Below are 21,053 nucleotides of genomic sequence, written 5' to 3' on the forward strand. Positions count from 1 at the left end.
CGAATGGAGTCGGGTGGCTGTCCGGGCCCGGTTCCGCGTCGCTTCCCGGGCCGTGCGGCGGCGGTTCGGACCGGGCCCGGAAATGGAATGCGGGAAGGGCGGTTGTTCGCGGCGTGCACGCGACTTCCGGAGAACTCGGCGTACCCGGAGAACTGTCGACATTCCGTGACAGAAGCGTGACCCGGTTCGGACGAACCTCCGGGCGCGCGGCTGACGTCCTGGGGAATCCGACGGCGAAGGCGGGCCGGGCGGAGGCCCGGCCCGCCTTCGGCGGTGCGTGCTGTGGGGGGAGGGAGCAGGGTGGTGTGCGTACCGCCCCGCAGGGTGTCCCCGCGTGTTCCGGGGGCCTGTTCGGCCGTCCGGTTCAGCCGTTGGTGGCCGGGCGGGCGGCGCGTCCGGCCGGGGTCCGCTCCGTGTGCGCCGGGCGCCGGGTGCCGCCCGGCGCGGCCGGCACCCGCTCGGTGCGGACCAGGTGCGCCCGTCCGGCGTGGTGCGCGGGCCGGGGCACCGCGGCGTGCGCGGATGCCGGGGCGGTCGGCTGGCCCGGGACCGGGGCGCCGGCTGCCGCCTCCGCGGTCCGGGCCGCGGCCGGGACTCCCGCCACAGCCGCGGAGCCACCGGTTCCGGTGGTGTGCGGAGGCTGCCACTTGCCGCCCGCGGAGAGCAGCGGGACGAGCGCGCCGGCGACCGGTGCGGGCACCGTGCCGGCCTCCACGCGCCGCCGCATCCGCTCCCGCCGCTCGAACACCCAGGCCTCGGCGCCCGCGATCAGCGGCTCGAACCAGGGGAGCGCCAGCATGATCAGCAGGCCCGCGGACCAGCCGAGGAGGACGTCGCTGACCCAGTGGGTGCCGAGGTAGACGGTGGTGGCGCCGACGCTGAGCGAGACGACCGCGGAGACCACGGACAGCACCCGCCGGGTGACCGTGGTGGAGGCCAGGTAGGCCAGGATTCCCCAGGTCACGACGGCGTTCGCGGTGTGGCCGGAAGGAAATATGTCGCCGCCGGCGAACAGCTCCGCGGAGCCGATCGTGGTGGCGTAGTGCGGGCCGAGGCGGCCGAGGCCGAGCTTGACCGCGCCCACGGTGATGTTGAGCAGGAGCAGCGCCACGCCGAGGGTGATCAGCGGGCGCAGGGTGTGCTGCCGCCAGGAGCGCCAGCCGAGCCATGCGGCGACCATGACCGCCGTGGGTCCGCGCTGCCCCAGCACGACGAGGTAGTCGAGGAAGGCGTGCAGCTGCGGCCACTGGTCGTACGGCCGGAAGAACATGACCTGCCAGTCCAGGCGGACGAGCCAGGACGTGGCCAGTACGGCCACCACGATCGCGAGATAGAAGGCGAGGGTCGCTCCGAAGAGCACGACGCGGTGCCGGCTCATCTGCGGCGTTTGCAGATGAGCCGGTCGCTCGGGTTCCCGGTCCAGTCGGGCGAACACCCGCTCCAGCCGGGACAGGATTTGGTCGGTACGCACGTCAATCGACGTTACCGCGCGCCGCTGGTCAGCCCGGGCGAATCACCGGGTTTGTGATGACCATGTGATGTGGAGTTGGTCTCACGCGGCGCGTAATTCCTGGGATTAAGGCATTAGTTGGATGTCCGACTCCAATGGCCCGGCGATTGTTTCGCACTCGTGCCCGGGCTTTATCGGCGACGCTCAATTCCTTTGCCGAAAGATGGTCCGGAATGATCCATTCCGTTGCCGGGCGGGCCCGTCGGGGGCGCGCCCCTCGGCCGGTCCCGCCCGAAGCCCCGGCCGCCGCCGCGCCGCCCGCCGCCCGCCCCGCCATCTCTACGGCGGCCCCGAGCCGTTCAGCCAGAACGCCCCGTACACCGCCGACGCCACCGCCGCCGCCCCCAGCACCGCGGCCGCCCGGCCAGGCCGCCGCCGGGCCAGCGCCACCGCGGCCGGCAGCAGCAGCGGGAAGGCCGGCAGCAGCAGCCGCGGCTTGGACCCGAAGTACGCCGACGCGCCCAGCGCCAGCGCCAGGACGATCCCGGAGTACACCAGCAGCACGGCCGGCTGCCGCTGCCGCACGCACAGTGCGTACAGCCACAGCACCAGCACCACGCCCGCGATCAGCCCGATCCCCGCCGGGGCCGCGCCCGAGGCCAGCTTCGCCCCGATGAACCGGGCGAAGGCCAGGCCGCCGTCGAAGCCGTTGCCCCAGCCGCCCTGCACGTCGAGGTACCCGAGCAGGCCGCGCCCGGTGTGCGCGCCCACCCACAGGACGTACGCCGCCGCCCCCGCCGGGGCCAGGACCGCCCCCACCGCCATCCGCCAGGACCGCTCGCCGCGCCGCCAGGCGAGGGCGAGCGCCACCCACACGGCCGCGACCACCGCGGCACCGACCGGGCGGGTCAGCCCGGCACCCGCCGCGAGCAGTCCGGCCACCGGCCACCGGCCGCGCAGGGCCGCGTACAGCGCCCAGGCGGCCAGCGCCGTGAACAGCGCCTCGCTGTACGCCATGGACTGCACGATGCCGACGGGCAGCGCGGCCCAGACTCCGGCCGCGAACACCCCCGCCCGTCGCCCGTCGACGCCGAGGTCCTGCCGGGCGCACACCAGGTCGGTGACCGCGAAGATCCCCCAGGCCGCGGCGAGCCCCGCCACCGCGGAGACCGCCAGGCCCGCCGATCCGTGCCCCAGCCCGGTCGCCGCCGAGACCAGCCGCTCCAGCCAGGGCAGCAGCGGGAAGAACGCCAGGTTCGAGTGGACGGCCCCATCCGGCAGGACCACCTGGTAGCCGTACCCCTCGGCGGCGATGCGGGCGTACCAGAGGGAGTCCCAGCGCGCCGACAGCAGCGTGTGCGGGCTGCTGCCCGCCGCCGCCCCCCACGCCGCCAGCACACCCAGCCCGAGCAGCCGGACCGCCGCGAAGGCGGCCAGAGCGGGCGCGGCCCGGCGAAAAGCATGATCTTTCACAGGCATGATTATCGGTGGCGCCCGCGGCCGGCCGCCGGGCAGAACCACGTGCCGTGACCGGGCGTGTACGCGGAGGAAGAGTGGGGAGGGGACCGGGTGGGACGAGTGGCGTACACCACACCGCGGCCGCCGCCGTGATGAGAGCTTGACCACGTGCCGGACAAGCGGACTCGCGTACGCTGACCGTTCACTCGCATGTCGATGCCGGACCCCTTAGGACGCCGCCCCGTGCACACCACGACGGCTCCGCCGAGACGCTGGTCCGCCGAGTGCGAGCGATTCATCTGGGAGGTACATGCATGTCGGGGACCAACGCGGCCGACCGCAGGACCGCCGACAGCAGACACACCCCCGGCGGGGCCGCCGACCGCGCGCCCCTCGGGGCGCTGCTGCGCGCGGCCTCCGGCGGAACCAACCGCTGGGTCGTCCTCGCGGTCCTGTGCGTCAGCCTGGTCCTCGTTGCGCTCGACGCGACGATCCTGCACGTCGCCGTCCCCTCCGTCACCGAGGACCTGCGCCCCGGCTCCGTCGAGCTGCTGTGGATCGTCGACGCGTACCCGCTGGTGTGCGCCGCGCTGCTGATCCTCTTCGGCACCCTCGGCGACCGGGTCGGCCGCCGCCGGATACTCCTGCTCGGCTACACCCTCTTCGGCGCGGCCTCCGCCCTCGCCGCCTTCGCCGACCACGCCCAGGTCCTCATCATCGCCCGCGCCCTGCTCGGCGTCGGCGGCGCGATGATCATGCCGGCCACCCTGTCGATCCTGCGCCAGGTCTTCCCCGACCGGCGCGAGCGGGCCCTGGCCATCGGCATCTGGACCGCCGTCGCCGCGATCGGCGCCGCCAGCGGCCCGGTCCTCGGCGGCTTCCTCATCGAGCACTTCTGGTGGGGCTCGGTCTTCCTGATCAACATCCCGCTGATGGCCCTGATCCTGCCGCTCGGGCGCTGGCTGCTGCCCGAATCCAAGGGCACCGCCGACGGGCCGTGGGACGTGCTCGGCGCGCTGATGGCCGCGGGCGGTGTGCTCGGCGTGGTCCTCGGGGTCAAGCGGCTCGGCGCCGAGCGCCGGCTCCTCGACGCCGAGTCGCTGCTGCCGCTGCTGCTCGGCGTGGCCCTGCTCGTCCTGTTCACCCGCCGGCAGAAGCGCCGCGCGCACCCGCTCATCGACATGCGGATGTTCGCGCGCGCCGCCTTCTCCACCTCCGTCGGCTGCATCGTGCTCGCCATGCTGGCCCTGGTCGGCCTGGAGCTCCTCGCCGTCCAGTACCTCCAGCTCGTGCTCGAACTCAGCCCCCTGGAGACCGGGCTGCGCCTGCTGCCGCTGACCTTCGCGGCCATGGCCGCCGGGGCCACCGGCTCGTACACGCTGGCCCGGGTCGGGCCGCGCACGATGGTGTCGCTCGGCTTCGTGCTCACCGCCTTCGCCGTGCTGCTGCTGACGCTCATGGGGGAGCACGACCGGCCCGTCCTGCTCACCGTCGGGTTCGTCCTGCTCGGCTTCGGGCTCCAGACCACCCTCTTCGCCGCGTACGAGTCGATGCTGAGCGAGGCCCCCGCGGAGACGGCCGGCGGGGCGGCCTCCATAGGCGAGACCTCGTACCAGCTGGGCGCCGGCATGGGCATCGCCCTGCTCGGCAGCGTCATGAACGCCGCCTATGCGCCCGGGCTGCTGGACGTGCCCGGCGTGTCGCCCGAGGACGCCAAGGGCGCCGCGAACTCGCTCGGCGAGGCCTACCAGATCGCCGGGCAGCTGGGCGGCGCCGCGGGTGAGTCGCTGGTCGACGCGGCGCGCCACTCGTTCGTGCAGGGCCTGCACCTCACACTGGCGGTCAGCGCCGCCCTGCTGCTGGCGGGGGCCGTGATGGCGCTGAAGCTGCCGCGGGCCATGGAGTGCACCGACGTCCGCGAGGACGCCGACGCCGCCGGTACCGCCGACGCCGCCGGTACCGCCGACGCTGCCGGTACGGGCGACGCTGCGGAGCCGGGCCCGTCCGCGGAGCCGGGCGCCGCGCCCGCCGGCCGTCCCGCCCGGACCGCGGCCGCACCGGCGGGCGAGGGCCCGCGGATCCCCGGCCCGGCCCGTCCCGGCCGTGATGCGCTCGCCGGCCCGGCCGGGGGTGGACCGGGGGCGGCGGCAAGGTCAAACTTGCACCGCTAGCTTCACCCTCTGGCCCGCCGGGAGGCCCCGTGTCCTTCGTACCCACCGATCCGCTCGGGCTCGACGAGCTCCTCAGCCCCGAGGACCTCGCCATCCGCGACACCGTCCGCGGCTGGGCCGCCGACCGCGTCCTCCCGCACATCGCCGAGTGGTACGAGACCGGCGAGCTGCCGGTGATCCGCGAGCTGGCCCGCGAGCTCGGCTCCCTCGGGGCCCTCGGCATGTCCCTCCAGGGGTACGGCTGCGCCAGCGCCACCGCCGTGCAGTACGGGCTGGCCTGCCTGGAGCTGGAGGCCGCCGACTCCGGGATCCGCTCGCTGGTCTCCGTCCAGGGCTCCCTCGCCATGTACGCGATCTGGAAGTACGGATCGGAGGAGCAGAAGCAGCGCTGGCTCCCCGGCATGGCGGCCGGCGAGCTGATCGGCTGCTTCGGGCTGACCGAGCCCGACATCGGCTCCGACCCCGCGGCCATGCGCACGTACGCCAAGCGCGACGGCTCCGACTGGATCCTGAACGGCCGCAAGATGTGGATCACCAACGGGTCCGTGGCGGCGGTGGCGGTGGTCTGGGCGCAGACCGACGAGGGGATCCGCGGCTTCGCCGTGCCCACCGACTCGGCCGGCTTCTCGGCGCCCGAGATCAAGCACAAGTGGTCGCTGCGCGCCTCGGTCACCAGCGAGCTGGTCATGGACGACGTACGGCTGCCCGCCGACGCGGTGCTGCCGGAGGTCCGGGGGCTCAAGGGGCCGCTGGGCTGTCTCAGCCACGCGCGGTACGGGATCGTCTGGGGATCCATGGGCGCGGCGCGCGCCAGTTTCGAGGCCGCGCTCGACTACGCGCGGACGCGGGAGCAGTTCGGCCGGCCGATCGGCGGCTTCCAGCTCACCCAGGCCAAGCTCGCCGACATGGCGCTGGAGCTCCACAAGGGCATCCTGCTCGCCCACCACCTCGGCCGCCGCATGGACGCCGGAACCCTGCGGCCGGAGCAGATCAGCTTCGGCAAGCTCAACAACGTCCGCGAGGCCATCGACATCTGCCGCACCGCGCGGACGATCCTCGGCGCCAACGGGATCTCGCTCGAATACCCCGTCATGCGGCACGCCACCAACCTGGAGTCGGTGCTCACCTACGAGGGCACCGTGGAGATGCACCAGCTGGTGCTGGGCAAGGCGCTCACCGGGCTCGACGCCTTCCGGTGAGGCCCCGCCTCAGCTCTGGTTGAAGAAGTCGCGGGACCGGACGCCGGACTCGCCGCTCACGATCTGGGTGTCGGCCGGGGTCAGCAGGAAGACCCTGGTCGCCACCCGTTCGATCGACCCGCGCAGGCCGAAGGTGAGGCCGGCCGCGAAGTCGACCACGCGCTTGGCGTCGGCCGGGTCCATCAGCGAGAGGTTCACGATCACCGGGACGCCCTCGCGGAAGAGCTCGCCGATGGCGCGCGCGTCGCGGAAGCCGTCCGGCGTGACCGTGGCGATCCGGCGGCCCTGCTCGACGGCCGACTCCGACGCGACCCTGACCCGGGGGTCGGTGACCCACTGGTCGCCCGGTCCCGCGACGGAACCGTGCGGGGCCTCCGCGTAGTCGTCGTCGTAGTAGCGCTCGTCGTCGCTGTCCTCCACGAGACCCAGCCAAGCGCTCGCCTTGCGTACCGAACCCATGGACGCCTCCTCTCTCACCGCGGTCAGTCTGTTTCTCTCCGCTGTCGCTGTCCCTATGGTCGTCCATGATGCTGACAACGCGCCAAGTGGATAGCCGCCGCGCAGGGTTTTCGTGACGGTACTGGTGCAGAACATCCGTTGCACCGTCAGCATCGTGCCGGGCCCCACTGCTGACTGAGTGAAAATATGACGATTGCCGCCGTCCGGGTGGGCCGCAGGGGCGGACGGGTGACCGATCCGGCTCGGTACGATGCCCCTCTCGCAAGCGATTGACACTCGGGGGACCTGGTTTGTTCGGCATAGTCAGACCGTGTGCGCACCGGCTCGGGGAGCGCTTCAAGACGGAGTGGATGGCCCATCTCTGCGGGCTCTGCCTCGCACTTCGCGGAGATCACGGACAGTTCGCCCGGATCGTGACCAACTACGACGGGCTGCTCATCTCCGTTCTGACGGAAGCTCAGTCCGGTCCCGCACCCGGCGCCCGCCGCACCGCCGGCCCCTGCCCGCTGCGCGGCATGCGCACCGCCGCTGTGGCCAACGGCGAGGGCGCGCGGCTCGCGGCCGCGGTCTCGCTCGTGCTCGCCTCGGCGAAGGTACGGGACCACGTGGCCGACCGGGACGGGCTGTTGGCCCGCGCCCCGATCGCCGCCGCCGCGCGCCGGGTGGCCCGCGGCTGGGACCGCGCGGGCGCCCGCACCGGCGCCTCCCTCGGCTTCGACACCGCGGTCCTCCTCGACGCCGTGGACCGGCAGACGGACATCGAGGCCCTGGCCGGCCCAGGCACCCCGGTGCTCGTGGTCACCGAGCCGACGGAGACCGCGACGGCCGCCGCCTTCGCCCACACCGCTTCGCTGGCCGGACGCCCGGGCAACGCCGTCCCGCTCGCCGAGGCCGGACGGTACTTCGGCCGGCTCGCGCACCTGCTGGACGCCGTCGAGGACCAGGCCGCGGACGCCGAGAAGGGCGCCTGGAACCCCCTGACCGCGACCGGGACCCCGCTCGCCGAGGCCCGCCGGCTGTGCGACGACGCCCTCCACGGCATCCGGCTCGCCCTGCAGGAGGTCGAGTTCGTGGACGGCGGGCTGGCCCACCGGCTGCTGGTGCACGAGCTGCGGACCTCGGTGGACCGGGCCTTCGGCGCCGGCTCCTGCCGCCACACGGCCGTGAACGCGGCCGGGCAGGGCGGCTTCGGAGCGCCGCCGCCGCAGGGCTACGGCCCGGGCGGCGGCAACCCGTACGGGGGTGGCGGCCCGCACGGCGGCAACCCGTACGGGGGAAACCCGCCCGGCGGCGGCCAGTACGGCGGCGGCCAGTACGGCGGCGGCCAGTACGGCGGCGGTCCGCACGGCGGGGGCCCCTACGGCGGAGGTCCCTACGGCGGCGGCCCGGGCGGCCCGGGCGGTCCCGGGATGCCGCCGCCCATGGGCCCGGGCGGTCCCGGGATGCCCCCGCAGAAGCCGCGGCGCGGGCTGCTCGCCGGCTGCGCGGTGGCCGTGGGGCTGTTCTGCACCTGCCAGTTGTGCTGCACGGACCACGAGGGTCCGTGGTCCCGCAAGAAGCGGGACCCGTGGTGCGACGCCTGCGAGTGCTGCGACTGCAGCTGCTGCCGGAGCTGCAGCGGCAGCGACAGCAGCGGCGGCGGTGACGCCGGCGGTGGTGGCGGCGACGGCGGTTGCTGCGACTGCAACTGCGACTGCGGCTGCAGCTGAACCGCACGAAACCACATGAAACCGCATGAAGCGGGATGCCCGGGGGGAGGCGGGTCGCGCGGTGCGGCGGCCCGCCGATCCGCCGTCAGGTGTCGTGCGCGCAGGCGGGTACAGGCCCGGACGGCGTACAGCGCGGTTCCCGTCCGGGCCGGTGTGGAAGGGCTGAGCGGCATGAACGAAGTCGCAGACGCTCCCGCGACGGCCCGGCGGCGGGCGGACGGAGGCCGAAAGATGCCCTTGCCGCCCGTGACCGGCGCCACGACACTCCCGACAGCGACTGTCCGGGAGGTTGTCAGGGGCACGACGAAAACCAGTGCGCCCGCCGTACCCCCGGCTGCGCCTCACGGGCCCCGGCTCCCCCACGCCCACCGGGCCCCCGATCCCTCCCGGGAGGACGAGAAGTGAGGATCAAGAGCATCACCCGTACCCGGCTGCTGGCGGTCGCCGCCGGCCTGGCTGCCGTCGCCGGGCTCGCCGCCCCCACCGCCGCGAACGCCGACAGCGGCTTCAGCGCGGCCCGGCTCGCATCGGCCGGTGCCGCCGTCGAACGCGCCGACGTCGCCGGAACCGCCTGGTACACCGACCCCGCCAACGGGACCCTGGTGGTCGCCGCCGACTCCACCGTCACCGCGGCGGACCTCGCCAGGATCCGCACGGAGGCCGGAGCCGACGCCGCCGCCCTGCGCATCGAGCGCATCCCCGGCACCCTGAGCAAGCTGATCTCCGGCGGCGACGCGGTCTACGCGTCGAGCTGGCGCTGCTCGCTCGGCTTCAACGTGCGCAGCGGCAGCACCTACTACATGCTGACCGCCGGCCACTGCACCGACGGCGCGGGCACCTGGTGGACGAACTCCTCGCGCACGACGGCGATCGGCCCGACCGTGGGCTCCAGCTTCCCGAGCAACGACTACGGCCTGGTCCGCTACGACAACGCCTCCCTCGCCCACCCCGGAACCGCCGGCAGCCAGGACATCACCAGCGCCGTCAACGCCACCGTCGGCATGTCCGTGACCCGGCGCGGCTCCACCACCGGCACCCGCAGCGGGTCCGTGACCGGCCTCAATGCCACCGTGAACTACGGCGGCGGCGACATCGTCCACGGCCTGATCCGCACCAACGTCTGCGCCGAACCGGGCGACAGCGGCGGCCCGCTCCACTCCGGCACCCGCGCCGTCGGCCTCACCTCCGGCGGCAGCGGCAACTGCACCACGGGCGGGACGACCTTCTTCCAGCCGGTCGTCGAGGCCCTGAACGCCTACGGGGTCAGCGTCTACTGACGCCCGCCGCGGCCCTGACGGCAGCCGCATCCACCGGGCACCATCATGAGCCCCCGCCCGAACTGCCGGACGGGGGCTCGGCATTGACGGAAAGCGAGGCCGTCGTGAGCGGGCGGACCGTCGTGTGGCGCGCGGGTGTGGCCGTGGGGCGAAGGGCATTTTTCGGAACCGGCGTGGCGGATTGCGGCTGTTGTGCCGCTCTGTGACGGCTGGTTAGCGTCGGGGCGCATTGCCGGTCAGTCACCGTGTCGTCCTCAGCCAGGAGTGTCCGTGAAGCCGTCCCGCTCTGCCCTGCTGTCCCTCGGTGCCGCTCTGGCGCTGGCCGCCACCGGCGCCGTACCGGCCGCCCAGGCCGCCCCGGCCCCGGCTGCGGACGGCGGGGCCGTCGTCCGCGCGTGGTACGACACCACCGCGCAGACCGTCGCCGCCGCAGGTGTGCCGACCCAGGTCACCAACAGTCGGACGTGGGCGATCAGCTGGCTCGCCGCCGCGCGCGCCGCCCGGGAGGCCCCCGCCGGCCGCGACCGGGCCGCCTTCCAGGACGCCGCGGTCGCCTCCGCCGTCCACGACGCCCTGGTCTCCCTCGCCCCCGCCCACGCGGCCCGGCTCGACGCCGCCCTCGCCGCCACCCTCGACCGGATCCCCGACGGCCCCGCCGAAGCCCGGGGCGTCGCCGCCGGCGCCCGCCAGGCCCGGGCCGCCCTCGCCGAGCGCGAGGGCGACGGACTCGACCCGGAGTCCGTGAACGCCCCCTTCACCGTGCCGCCCGCCGCGCCCGGCGTGTGGCAGCCGACGCCCGACGGGTACGCCCCCGCCGTCCAGTACGGCAACCGCGTCGCGAAGCCCTTCCTGCTGGACTCCCCGTCCCAGTACCGGCTCGGCCCGCCGCCCGCGCTCGACTCCCGCCGCTACCGGGCCGACCTGGCCGAGGTGCGGGCGTACGGGAAGGCCGACAGCACCGTGCGCACCCCGCGCCAGACCGAGACCGCCGAGTTCTGGTACGGCGCCTCGCTGACCCTCTACACCGAGCCGCTGCGAGTGGCCGTGACCCGCTCGCACCGCTCGGCCGCCGGGCGGGCGGAGCTGATCGCCCTCTACCACGCCGCCCTGGTCGACACGCAGATCGCCACCTCCGACAGCAAGTACGCCCACACCCGCTGGCGCCCCGTCACCGCGATCCGGACCGGCTCCATCGCCCCCGACCCGGCCTGGACCCCGCTGCACCAGACCCCGGCCCACCCCGACTACCCCAGCGGCCACACCACCTACGCGGGGGCCTCGGAGGTGATCCTGGACGCCCTCGCCGGAGCCCGCACCGCGCCGTTCTCGCTGACGAGCCAGACCGCGCCGGGCGTGCGCCGGACCTACACCGGCTGGGCGGAGCTGACCCGCGAGAACGTCGACGCGCGCGTCTTCTCGGGGATCCACAGCCGCTCGGCCGACGAGGCGGGCGTCGTCCTCGGCAAGGCGGTCGCGCTGCACGCCCTGCGCCACGCCGACCGGCTCTTCGACCCGAAGGGCACCGGGCGCCCGTAGCGGATCACCGGGCGTCCGCAGGGGATCACGGACGCCCGGATGATCGAACAAACGTTTCGCACGGATATTCGAATTGCCTTATGGTGGAGACGGGGGAGGTGTTCCACGAACGAAGCAGGAGGCTGCGGGTGCCAGGGTTTACGCATCTGCACGCCGTTTCGGGGTTCTCCGTGCGCTACGGAGGCTCCCACCCCGAACGGCTGGCGGAGCGTGCCGCCGAGCGGGGCATGGACGCCCTCGCCCTGACCGACCGGGACACCCTCGCGGGTGCGGTGCGGTTCGCGAAGGCATGCGCGAAGGCCGGGATCCGGCCGCTGTTCGGGACCGACCTGGCCGTGTCGGCCGCGCCCCTGACGGACAGCTCCGGCGGCCCCGGTTCCGGCGGCCCCGGCGCGGAGGCGTCGTACCGGCGGCGGACCCCCGTCCGGGGCGGGGCCTTCGTGGACGAGTCCGCGCCCCGGGCCGTCTTCCTCGCCCGCGACGGAGCCGCCGGCTGGGCCGAGCTGTGCCGCATGATCACCGCCGCCCACGCCGGGCAGGCCGCCCACGCATCGGGAGCCCCGGAATCCCCCGGCATCCCGGGCATTCCTGCAGGGCGGCCCGTGCTGCCCTGGGATGCCCTGCACGGCACGGGCGTGTACGTCCTGCTCGGCCCCGGCTCCGAGGTCGGGCGGGCCCTGGCCGCCGGCCGGCCCGACCGGGCCGCGCGGCTGCTCGCGCCCTGGCGGGAGGTCTTCGGGGACTCCCTGCGCCTGGAGGCCGTCCACCACGGCCGCACCGGGACCGGTTCCGGCTCGCTGCGGCTGGCCGCCCGCACCGTCGGCTTCGCCGCCGAGCAGGGCGTCCCGGCCGTGCTGACCAACGCCGTCCGCTACGCCGACCCCGGCCAGGGCCCGGTCGCCGACGTCCTCGACGCGGCCCGCCGCCTGGTCCCCGTCGACCCCCGCGGCCCCCTCGACGGCGGGGAGCGCTGGCTCAAGCCCCCGGCCGCCATGGCCGAGGCCGCCGACCGGATCGCCCGGGCCGCCGGCCTCGGCCCGGCCGACGCGCGCCGGCTGCTCGCGGAGACCCGGCGCACCGCCGAGGCCTGCGCGGTGGACCCCGAGGACGACCTCGGCATCGGCTCCGTGCACTTCCCCGAAGCCCACCTCGTCGGCGCCGCCCACCGCACCGCCCAGCGGGTCCTCGCCTCCCGCGCCTCCGCCGGCATGGTGCTGCGCGGCTACGCCGACGACCCCGCCTACTGGGAGCGGATGCACCACGAGCTCGACATCATCGCCTACCACGGCTACGCCTCGTACTTCCTGACGGTCGCCCGGGTCGTGGACGACGTACGGGAGATGGGCATCCGCGTGGCCGCCCGCGGCTCCGGCGCCGGCTCCCTCGTCAACCACCTGCTCGGCATCGCCCACGCCGACCCCGTCGCCCAGGGCCTGCTGATGGAGCGCTTCCTGTCCAAGCGCCGCCACGTCCTGCCCGACATCGACATCGACGTGGAATCCGCCCGCCGGCTGGAGGTCTACCGCAGGATCATCGACCGGTTCGGCACCGAGCGCGTCGCCACCGTCTCCATGCCCGAGACCTACCGCGTCCGGCACGCCGTCCGCGACGTCGGCGCCGCCCTGTCCATGGACCCGGCCGCCGTCGACCGGCTCGCCAAGGCCTTCCCGCACATCCGGGCCCGCGACGCCCGCGCGGCCCTCGCCGAACTGCCCGAGCTGCGCGGCGTACGCGAGGAGGAGCACGGGCGGCTGTGGGAGCTCGTCGAGGCGCTGGACGCGCTGCCGCGCGGAACCGCCATGCACCCGTGCGGGGTGCTGCTCTCCGACGCCTCCCTGCTCGCCCGCACCCCCGTGGTGCCCACCAGCGGCGAGGGCTTCCCCATGTCCCAGTTCGACAAGGACGACGTGGAGGAGCTCGGCCTGCTCAAACTCGACGTGCTGGGCGTGCGCATGCAGTCCGCGATGGCGCACGCCGTCGCCGAGATCCGGCGCACCACCGGCGAGGAACTCGACCTGGACGACCCCGCGCAGGTGCCGCCCGGCGACCGGGCCACGTACGAGCTCATCCGCTCGGCCGAGACCCTGGGCTGCTTCCAGATCGAGTCGCCGGGCCAGCGCGACCTGGTGGGGCGGCTCCAGCCGGCCACCTTCCACGACCTGGTCGTCGACATCTCGCTGTTCCGGCCCGGCCCGGTGGCCGCCGACATGGTGCGGCCGTTCATCGAGGCCCGGCACGGGCGGGCCCCCGTCCGCTTCCCGCACCCGGACCTGGCGCCGGCGCTGGAGGAGACGTACGGGGTGGTGGTCTTCCACGAGCAGATCATCGAGATCGTGGACGTCCTGACCGGCTGCGGGCGGGACGAGGCGGACCGGGTCCGGCGCGGGCTCTCCGACCCCGAGTCGCAGCCGCGGATCAAGGCGTGGTTCGCGGCGCGGGCGGCCGAACGGGGCTACTCGGCCGAGGTGATCGGCCGGACCTGGGAGATCGTGGAGGCCTTCGGCAGCTACGGCTTCTGCAAGGCGCACGCGGTGGCCTTCGCCGTGCCCACCTACCAGTCGGCCTGGCTGAAGGCCCACCACCCGGCGGCGTTCTACGCCGGGCTGCTCACCCACGACCCCGGCATGTACCCGAAGCGGCTGCTGCTCGCGGACGCGCGGCGGCGCGGCGTGCCGGTGCTGCCGCTGGACGTGAACCGGTCGGCGGTCGCCCACCGCATCGAACCGGTGCCCGGCGACCCCCCGCTGTGGGGGCTCCGGCTGGCCCTGTCCGACGTCCACGGCATCAGCGAGGCCGAGGCACTGCGCATCGAGGACGGACAGCCGTACGGATCGCTGCGCGACTTCTGGGACCGGGCCCACCCCGGCCACCCGGTCGCCCGGCGGCTCGCCCAGGTCGGCGCGCTGGACGCCTTCGGCGCCAACCGGCGCGACCTGCTGCTGCACCTGGCCGAACTGCACGGCGCGCAGCGGCGGCCGGCCGGAGCCCGGGGCAGCGCCCAACTTCCGCTGGACGGCGGCCGGTCGACGGCCCCGGTCGGCCTGCCCGACCTGACCGACGAGGAGCGGCTCAGCGCGGAGCTGGGCGTCCTCGGCATGGACGCCTCCCGGCACCTGATGGGCGACCACCACGCCTTCCTGGCGGAGCTGGGCGTGGTCCCGGCCCGCCGGCTGCGCGAGGTCGAGCACGGACGGACCGTGCTGGTCGCGGGCGCCAAGGCGGCCACCCAGACCCCGCCGATCCGGTCCGGGAAGCGGGTCGTCTTCACGACCCTGGACGACGGGACGGGCCTGGTCGACCTCGCCTTCTTCGACGACAGCCACGAGGCCTGCGCGCACACCGTCTTCCACTCGTTCCTGCTGCTGGTCAGGGGCGTCGTGCAGCGGCGCGGGCCGCAGAGCCTCAGCGTGGTCGGCGCGGCCGCCTGGAACCTGGCCGAGCTGGTGGAACTGCGCCGCTCCGGCGGCCCGTCCGCGGTCGCGGCCCGGCTGGCGGAGCCGCCGCCGGGCGCGGACGGATCCGAGCACGGTGCCGGTGCCGGGTCCGGCTCCGGGTCCGGGTCCGGGTCGGCGTCCGCCGACTCCGGGCGCCGCATCCACCTGCCCACCGGGTACGAGATGAACCCGTGGGCCGACCTCCAGCCCGCCGGCGACCGCGCCGCGACCGGCCGCAAGCTGTGGCACTCCAGCCCGGGGAGCGCGGGATGACGGCCCCGGAGAACGGCGTCCTGCACGTACGGTGCGCCCCGGCACTGTCCGAGGAGGGGTACCGCGAAGTCCTGGAGCTGCTGCGGGAGTTCTCCCCGACGGTCCAGGCCCTGCCGCCCCGGGCGGCACTGGTCCACGTACGCGGCGCCCGGCGCTACTTCGCCGCGGACGCCCGCCGGATCGCCGAGCTGGTACGGCTGCGCGCCGTGGCCCGGCTGGGCACGGACGTACGGATCGGGGTCGCCGCGACCTGGGCGGTCGCGGCCACGGCCTCCGCGCGGGTGCCCGCGCCCGGCGGCGTCCTGGCCGTGCCGGAGGACGGCGTGGACGGCTTCCTGGGGCCGCTGCCGGTGGAGGAGCTGTACGGCATCGGCCCCCGGCAGGCGGAGGCGCTGCGCGGGTACGGACTGCATACCGTCGGCGCGGTGGCGTCCGTCTCCCCGGGCACCGTCGAGCGGATCCTGGGCCGGCGGGCCGGCCGGCTGGCCGCGGAGCGGGCCCGCGGGATCGACCCGCGTCCCGTCACCCCGAAGGACCTGCCCCCATCGGCTGCCGTCCGGAGCGGGTTCACCCGGCACGAGCTCGACGGCCCGCACGCCCGGGCCGTGCTCCTCGGCCTGGTGGTCCGGCTGGGGGCGGTGCTGCGCGGCCGCCGGCAGGCGGCCCGGGCCCTGTCGCTGACCCTCCGGTTCGCCGGCGGCGGGCACTGGGAGAAGACCCGCCGGCTCCCGGAGGCGTCCGCGCACGACGAGGACCTGCGGGCGGCGGCGTACCGCCTGCTGGACGCGGCCGGACTGCAGCGGGCCCGGCTGACCGGCATGGTGCTGCGCGCCGAGGACCTGACGGATTCCGCGCAGGTGTCCCGGCAGCTGTCGCTGGACCCGGTCCGCGAGGCGCGGCTGACGGTGGAGGCGGCCGTCGACCGCGCGAACGCGCGTTTCGGCCCCGGTACGGTCCGCCCGGCCGCCACCTTCCGCAGGGCGGCGTAACCGCAGCGAGCGTATGGCGAGGGCGCGGCGCAGATTTTTTACTGACGCGTAACTTCCCAGTTTTGCTACTCGACCGTAATTTGACGTCAGCAGCACGCCTTGTGATCCGGATCACGGGATGAGCCCCCACGTCCATTCCCCCATGAGCCGCAAGGAGATCACTCGATGCTGCCCTGGCTGCGACGCCTGCTCCGCCCGCTGGCCGTCCTCGTCCTCACCGCCGCCGCCCTCGCCGCCCCCACCGGCACGGCACAGGCCGCCTCCGCACCGAGCAGCGGCTGGAACAACTGGTCCTGCAAGCCGTCCGCCGCCCACCCCCACCCGGTGGTCCTCGTACACGGCACCCTCGGCAACTCCGTCGACAACTGGCTCGGCTTCGCCCCGTACCTCGTCCACCGCGGGTACTGCGTCTACTCGCTCGACTACGGCCAGCTGCCCGGCGTCCCCTTCTTCCACGGGCTGGGCCCCGTCGACAAGTCCGCCGGACAGCTCTCCGCCTTCGTCGACCGGGTGCTGGCCTCCAGCGGCGCCGCCGAGGTCGACATCGTCGGCCACTCCCAGGGCGGCATGATGCCGAACTACTACCTCAAGTTCCTCGGCGGCGCCGGCAAGGTCAACGCGCTGGTCGGACTGGCCCCCGACAACCACGGCACGACCCTGTCCGGCCTCACCGCACTGCTCCCGTACTTCCCCGGCGCCGAGGACCTGATCAGCTCCAAGACCCCCGGCCTCGCCGACCAGATCGCCGGATCCCCCTTCCTCGCCAAGCTGAACGCCGGCGGGGACACCGTGCCCGGCGTCCGGTACACGGTGATCGCGACGAAGTACGACGAGGTGGTCACGCCCTACCGCAGCGGCTTCCTCCAGGGCACCGGCAACAACGTGCGCAACGTCGTCCTGCAGGACCTGTGCCCGCTGGACCTCTCCGAGCACGTCGCCATCGGCCTCACCTCCCGGATCGCCTGGCACGAGGCGCTCAACGCCCTCGACCCCGCGAATGCCGAACGGACCACCTGCGCCTCGGTCTTCGACTGAACCCGGACCGGACCGGACCGGACAGGCCCGGCCCGGACCGGCTAGCCGCGGCGGTGGCCGCGGCCGGCCGTCGCCCGGCGCCGGGCCGCCGTGAACAGCACGGCCGAGCCGACGGCCAGCACGCCCGCCCCGGCGACCGCGATCGCCGGGGTGGCGCTGCTGCCGCCGGTCTGCGCCAGGTCGGCGCCGCCGCCCGCGGGCGCGTCCGGCGCGGCTGCACCGAGCGCAGTGACGCCGTTCGTCCTCGGGTCGTCGCCGCCGTGCCCGTCGTGCTCCACCGAGGACTTGCCCTGCCCGTCCGCGATCCGGCGGTCCGTCGGGGCCTCGGGGGCGGGCGGCTCCGAGGGCCGCGCCTCCGGCTCGCCGCTCGCCCTGCCACTGGGCTCGGCACTGGGCTTGGCACTCGGAACGGGACCGGTGGTACCGCCGCTGTCCTTGCCGAACACCACGTCGGAGCAGGTGTAGAAGGCCTCCGGGCTGTCCGAGCGCTGCCAGATGCTGTAGACGAGGTGCCGGCCGGACTTGTTCGGGACCGTGCCCGAGAACACGTAGTCGCCGCCCTGCATGCCCGGGTCGGCGGCCTTCGCGAACGGGGCTGGCTCCAGGTCCGACCAGGTCAGCGGCTTCGACGGGTCGTAGCCGTCCTTCGTGACGTACAGCTCGAAGGTGCCCCGGTGCGGAGCGGTCCCCTTGTAGCGGAAGGTGTGCGGCCCGGCCGTCATCGGGCTCGCCGGCCAGTCCGCGCGCGGCAGGTCCAGGCCCCGGTACTTGTCGTTGCCCGCGGAGCACAGCCGGCCGTCCGGGATCAGCGACCGGTGGCGGCCCGCCGCGTCGGCGATGTTCACCTCGTTCCAGTCGTAGAGGGCCTGCGTCCCGCCGGCGGCCACGGCCGCCTTGCAGGCCGCCGACCTCGGCGACTCCGGCCCCTCCGCGTGGCAGGCCGCGACCCGGCTGACCGGGTCCGTCATGGACCCGTGGGCGTTCGCGGGCCCGGCCGCGCACACGGCCACCGCGAGCGGGGCGAAACCGGCCGCGGCGATACGGGTCAGGGTCCGGGAGCGGGGACGTGCGGGCATGGGCGACTCTCCTCGAAGCGGGCGGCGGATGCGCCCGGCCGTGCAAGGACGCGCACGGGCGGGCACGGACGCGCACGGACGTGCACGGACGGGCCGGGAGCCGGGCGGTACGGCGCCGCCCCCCGTGGGCCCGGCACCGCACGCCGGTCCTCCCCGGCGCCGCCAAGCTAGCCGCCCGAACGCCCCGTTCCGCCCGTACGAAGCCCCTCCCGGAGATCCTTAGGCTCCGCTTAATCCACCGGTAAGCGGCCCCTGAGGAAACCCGCTGCCGCTCAGGTGAGGAGGGCCGCCAGACCCGCGGGCGCGTGGGCCTGCTGCTCCAGGGCGTCGAGGGCGCGGAGCGCCTCGGCGGCCGCCCCCGGGTCGGTTGCGGCGAGGCCGCTCGCCGCGAACTCGTCCTCGTCCAGCCGCAGCACCGAGGAGCCGTCCGCCGACACCCACAGGTCGAGGTCGAGGTCGACCACCCGGATCTCGCCGCCCTCCACCACGGCCGGGCGGGTGATGTCGCAGTACCAGCCCTTGAGGACCCCCGCGCCGGTCCGCACCTCCTTCACCGCGTACCAGCGCGTCCGCCAGAAGTGCTCGGTGAACACGTCGCCCGGCTCGAAGCGCACGAACCCGAAGTCCCGTACGCCGTCCGCCGCCCACGGGGCCCGTACGGTGATCCGGTCGCCGGTGTCGGCCACCACGTCCGCCGGGTAGCGGATCTTGGTCCGGCCGGCCTTGGAGAGGGCGACCGTCAACGCCTCGCGCTCAGCCACGGAGTTCCCTCACGTAGCGGACCTCGCTCGCGCCGACCTCGTACCCGAACCACCGGTTGACGGCGAGCATGGGCCCGTTCTCCGTGTCGTTGCCGGTGAAGGCCACGCGGTAGCCGGCCGCGCGGGCCCGGCGCAGGGAGTCCGTCTTGGCGAGCTTGGCCAGGCCGCGGCCGCGGAACCCGGCGAGGGTGCCGGTCATCGCCGACCCGTACCGGGTCTCGCCGTCGGTGCGGGCCGCGGTGAACGCGGCCACGGCCCCGTCGACGAGGACGACCGAGGTCAGCCCGTGGTCGAGCTGCGGGTCCTGCCAGACGGTGCGCAGCCAGTGCTCGTAGTCGTCCAGGACGACCGGCACGTCGCCCGGCTCGTCCGCGGTCACCGCCGCGTCCGCCTCGAACAGCGGGCGCGGGTCGCCGGCGAACGCGGAGCCGGGGCGCAGCTCCACGCCGGGCGGGAGCTCCTGCGGGTACGGGGGCAGTTCTGCGGTGGCCAGGTCCAGGCGCAGGAAGTGCGCGGAACGGCTCGGACGGTAGCCGCGGCGCTCGGCGTAGGCACGCGACGGGGCCTCATCGGGCACCCAGGAGAACACCTTCGCCGCGCCCAGGGCCGAGACGTGCTCCTCGGCCGCGCGCAGCAGGGCGGTGCCCGCACCGCGTCCGCGGTGGCCGGGGTCCACGTGGACGTTGGCGAAGGACTGGCCCGGCTCGGCGCCGTCGTGGGCGATGCCCACCTGGGCGGTCCCGATGACGAGGCCGTCGCCGTCCTCGGCGACCAGGACGCGGTGGTGCTCGTCGGGGTGGGCGCCGGCCAGTTCGAAGGCCACGCCGCCGGCCGTCGAGATCATGAAGGGCAGCGTCGCGCGGCGCACACGGACAACGGCCTCCACGTCCGGCGGGTCGCCGGGGCGGAGGTCGCGGATCGATACGGTCATGGGGCCGACCGTAGGCGGAGGGCGCGGGCGGACGCCTCCGAATTTCCCGCGGGATGGGGGAGAATCGGCCGGGTGACCTCGACGAACCTGAACATCCGGATCGACGGATCGGCCGGCGCGGCCGCCCCGTACGAGCAACTGCGCGCGCAGATCGCCGAGGCGGCGAGGGCGGGACGGCTGCCGGCGGGATTCAAGCTGCCGACGGTACGCGGCTTCGCGGAGGAGCTCGGGCTCGCGGCGAACACGGTGGCGAAGGCGTACCGGGTGCTGGAGGCGGACGGGGTGGTCGAGACGCGGGGCCGGCACGGCACGTTCGTCGCGGCCGCCGGCGACTCCGCCGTGCGGGAGGCGGCCGCCGCGGCGCAGGCCTTCGCGGAGCGGGCGCAGCGGCTGGGCCTGACCTTCGACGAGGCGACGGCGACCGCCCTCGACGCCCTGCGCGCACGGTACGGCGCCTGAGCGCTCCGCTGGGAGCCCGGTCGTGACACCGCGGGCCGGTGGGGGCTGGTCGCGCGGTTCCCCGCGCCCCTGTGGGGCTTACGGCTGGTGAGGGAGGAGCCGGGCGCTGAGGTGGTGTTCCAGCGGGAGGCCCACCGCCGCCATGTCCTGCTCGACCGACAACTCGCCGTCGCGCAGCACGTACCGGCGCCGCATGCCGGTGACCTCCTTGGCCCGGGGGGTGCAGGCCACCGTGTCCGTGGCGAGGTCGACCACCAGCGCGGTGCCGCCGCCGGGGTCCGTGGCGGTGCCGTCTCCGGCGACCCCGCCGAGGTAGGTCTCCACGATGCCGGTGGGGTGGGCCAGGACCACCTCCAGGGAGGCGTCGGGCAGGACCCGCCACCAGCCGCTCTCCCGCCCCGACGGGCGCAGGGCCGTGCCCGCCTCGTCCACCAGCCAGGCGCGCGACTCGTAGCGCAGGAACGGCCGGCCGTCATGGCTGAAGGTGATCTCCTGCCGGTACCGGAAGCCCTGCTCCAGCGTCGGGTACTCGCCGCTCCCGCCGCCGTGCCAGCGGCCCAGCAGGGCGAGGACCGGCTTCAGCTGGGGGTGCGGTTCGGGCCCTTCGCCGAGGACGTGGGTGTCGGGGTACGGGTTCTCCTGCGGCGCGTCGGGCACGGTCGGCTCTCCTGATCCGGTGGTTTGGGGCTGGCTGCCCCGGGGGCGTCGGCCGGACTCCGGCCCGCCGCCCCCGGGGCCGGGCCCATTCTCGCGGCCCCGCGCCCCCGCGCACGGCAGGCCCCGCCGCACGGTACCGCCCCGAAGGGGCGCGGGGAACTGCGCGACCGGCCGACAAC

The 21,053-nt window shown here is 74.9% G+C and carries 16 protein-coding genes; 9 read left to right on the forward strand and 7 right to left on the reverse strand.

The window, feature by feature from the left end; translation table 11 throughout:
• Nucleotides 1–364: 364 nt before the first annotated feature.
• Nucleotides 365–1,471, reverse strand: coding sequence for a phosphatase PAP2 family protein (locus ACIQUT_RS35680; RefSeq protein WP_403569266.1), 1,107 nt, complete (start codon nt 1,469–1,471; stop codon nt 365–367).
• Nucleotides 1,472–1,789: 318 nt separating this feature from the next.
• Entirely contained in the window at nt 1,790–2,929 is a 1,140-nt protein-coding gene (locus tag ACIQUT_RS35685) for a hypothetical protein (protein WP_403569268.1), read from the reverse strand.
• Nucleotides 2,930–3,222: 293 nt separating this feature from the next.
• On the opposite strand from ACIQUT_RS35685, the gene ACIQUT_RS35690 reads away from it, so the two are divergent.
• Both ACIQUT_RS35690 and ACIQUT_RS35695 read left to right on the forward strand, forming a co-directional pair.
• Entirely contained in the window at nt 3,223–5,079 is a 1,857-nt protein-coding gene (locus ACIQUT_RS35690; RefSeq protein WP_403569270.1) for an MFS transporter, read from the forward strand.
• A 29-nt stretch (nt 5,080–5,108) separates the two neighbouring features.
• Nucleotides 5,109–6,278: an acyl-CoA dehydrogenase family protein gene (locus tag ACIQUT_RS35695; protein ID WP_403569272.1), complete on the forward strand. Its 1,170-nt coding sequence runs from the start codon at nt 5,109–5,111 to the stop codon at nt 6,276–6,278.
• Between the two features lie 9 nt (nt 6,279–6,287).
• Here the strand turns inward: ACIQUT_RS35695 and ACIQUT_RS35700 are convergent, their stop codons facing one another.
• On the reverse strand, nt 6,288–6,737 hold the full coding sequence (locus tag ACIQUT_RS35700; protein WP_403569274.1) for a cell division protein SepF: 450 nt from the start codon (nt 6,735–6,737) through the stop codon (nt 6,288–6,290).
• Between the two features lie 290 nt (nt 6,738–7,027).
• Between ACIQUT_RS35700 and ACIQUT_RS35705 the strand changes: the two genes are divergently transcribed.
• From ACIQUT_RS35705 to ACIQUT_RS35730, 6 genes are all read left to right on the forward strand, one after another.
• Entirely contained in the window at nt 7,028–8,446 is a 1,419-nt protein-coding gene (locus ACIQUT_RS35705) for a DUF5685 family protein (RefSeq protein ID WP_403569276.1), read from the forward strand.
• 401 nt (nt 8,447–8,847) lie between these two features.
• The gene (locus ACIQUT_RS35710; RefSeq protein WP_403569278.1) at nt 8,848–9,723 is read left to right on the forward strand and encodes a S1 family peptidase; all 876 of its coding nucleotides are present in this window, start codon (nt 8,848–8,850) and stop codon (nt 9,721–9,723) included.
• Nucleotides 9,724–9,993: 270 nt separating this feature from the next.
• Complete coding sequence (locus ACIQUT_RS35715) at nt 9,994–11,259, forward strand: vanadium-dependent haloperoxidase (protein ID WP_403569279.1); 1,266 nt, start codon at nt 9,994–9,996, stop codon at nt 11,257–11,259.
• A gap of 80 nt (nt 11,260–11,339) precedes the next feature.
• Nucleotides 11,340–14,966: a DNA polymerase III subunit alpha gene (locus tag ACIQUT_RS35720; RefSeq protein WP_403569281.1), complete on the forward strand. Its 3,627-nt coding sequence runs from the start codon at nt 11,340–11,342 to the stop codon at nt 14,964–14,966.
• The gene (locus ACIQUT_RS35725; protein WP_403569283.1) at nt 14,963–15,955 is read left to right on the forward strand and encodes a hypothetical protein; all 993 of its coding nucleotides are present in this window, start codon (nt 14,963–14,965) and stop codon (nt 15,953–15,955) included. The genes ACIQUT_RS35720 and ACIQUT_RS35725 overlap by 4 nt, the downstream gene beginning before the upstream one ends.
• A 165-nt stretch (nt 15,956–16,120) precedes the next feature.
• Nucleotides 16,121–16,990 carry an esterase/lipase family protein gene (locus ACIQUT_RS35730; RefSeq protein WP_403569284.1) on the forward strand — a complete coding sequence of 290 codons (870 nt, stop codon included), beginning with the start codon at nt 16,121–16,123 and terminating at the stop codon, nt 16,988–16,990.
• A gap of 41 nt (nt 16,991–17,031) precedes the next feature.
• Here the strand turns inward: ACIQUT_RS35730 and ACIQUT_RS35735 are convergent, their stop codons facing one another.
• From ACIQUT_RS35735 to ACIQUT_RS35745, 3 genes are all read right to left on the reverse strand, one after another.
• Nucleotides 17,032–18,066 (reverse strand): lytic polysaccharide monooxygenase, encoded by a 1,035-nt coding sequence (locus ACIQUT_RS35735; protein ID WP_403569285.1) that lies wholly within the window; start codon nt 18,064–18,066, stop codon nt 17,032–17,034.
• A 272-nt stretch (nt 18,067–18,338) separates the two neighbouring features.
• Nucleotides 18,339–18,827: a DUF402 domain-containing protein gene (locus tag ACIQUT_RS35740; protein WP_403569287.1), complete on the reverse strand. Its 489-nt coding sequence runs from the start codon at nt 18,825–18,827 to the stop codon at nt 18,339–18,341.
• Nucleotides 18,820–19,758, reverse strand: a complete 939-nt coding sequence (locus tag ACIQUT_RS35745) for a GNAT family N-acetyltransferase (RefSeq protein ID WP_403569288.1) — start codon at nt 19,756–19,758, stop codon at nt 18,820–18,822. The genes ACIQUT_RS35740 and ACIQUT_RS35745 overlap by 8 nt, the downstream gene beginning before the upstream one ends.
• Before the next feature lie 72 nt (nt 19,759–19,830).
• Between ACIQUT_RS35745 and ACIQUT_RS35750 the strand changes: the two genes are divergently transcribed.
• Entirely contained in the window at nt 19,831–20,217 is a 387-nt protein-coding gene (locus tag ACIQUT_RS35750; RefSeq protein WP_403569290.1) for a GntR family transcriptional regulator, read from the forward strand.
• 78 nt (nt 20,218–20,295) lie between these two features.
• Here ACIQUT_RS35750 and ACIQUT_RS35755 read toward each other — a convergent pair whose 3' ends face one another.
• Nucleotides 20,296–20,874 (reverse strand): FABP family protein, encoded by a 579-nt coding sequence (locus ACIQUT_RS35755; RefSeq protein WP_403569292.1) that lies wholly within the window; start codon nt 20,872–20,874, stop codon nt 20,296–20,298.
• Nucleotides 20,875–21,053: the final 179 nt, after the last annotated feature.

It is taken from the genome of Streptomyces sp. NPDC090445 (genome assembly GCF_044769385.1).
Taxonomy (GTDB): Bacteria; Actinomycetota; Actinomycetes; order Streptomycetales; family Streptomycetaceae; genus Streptomyces.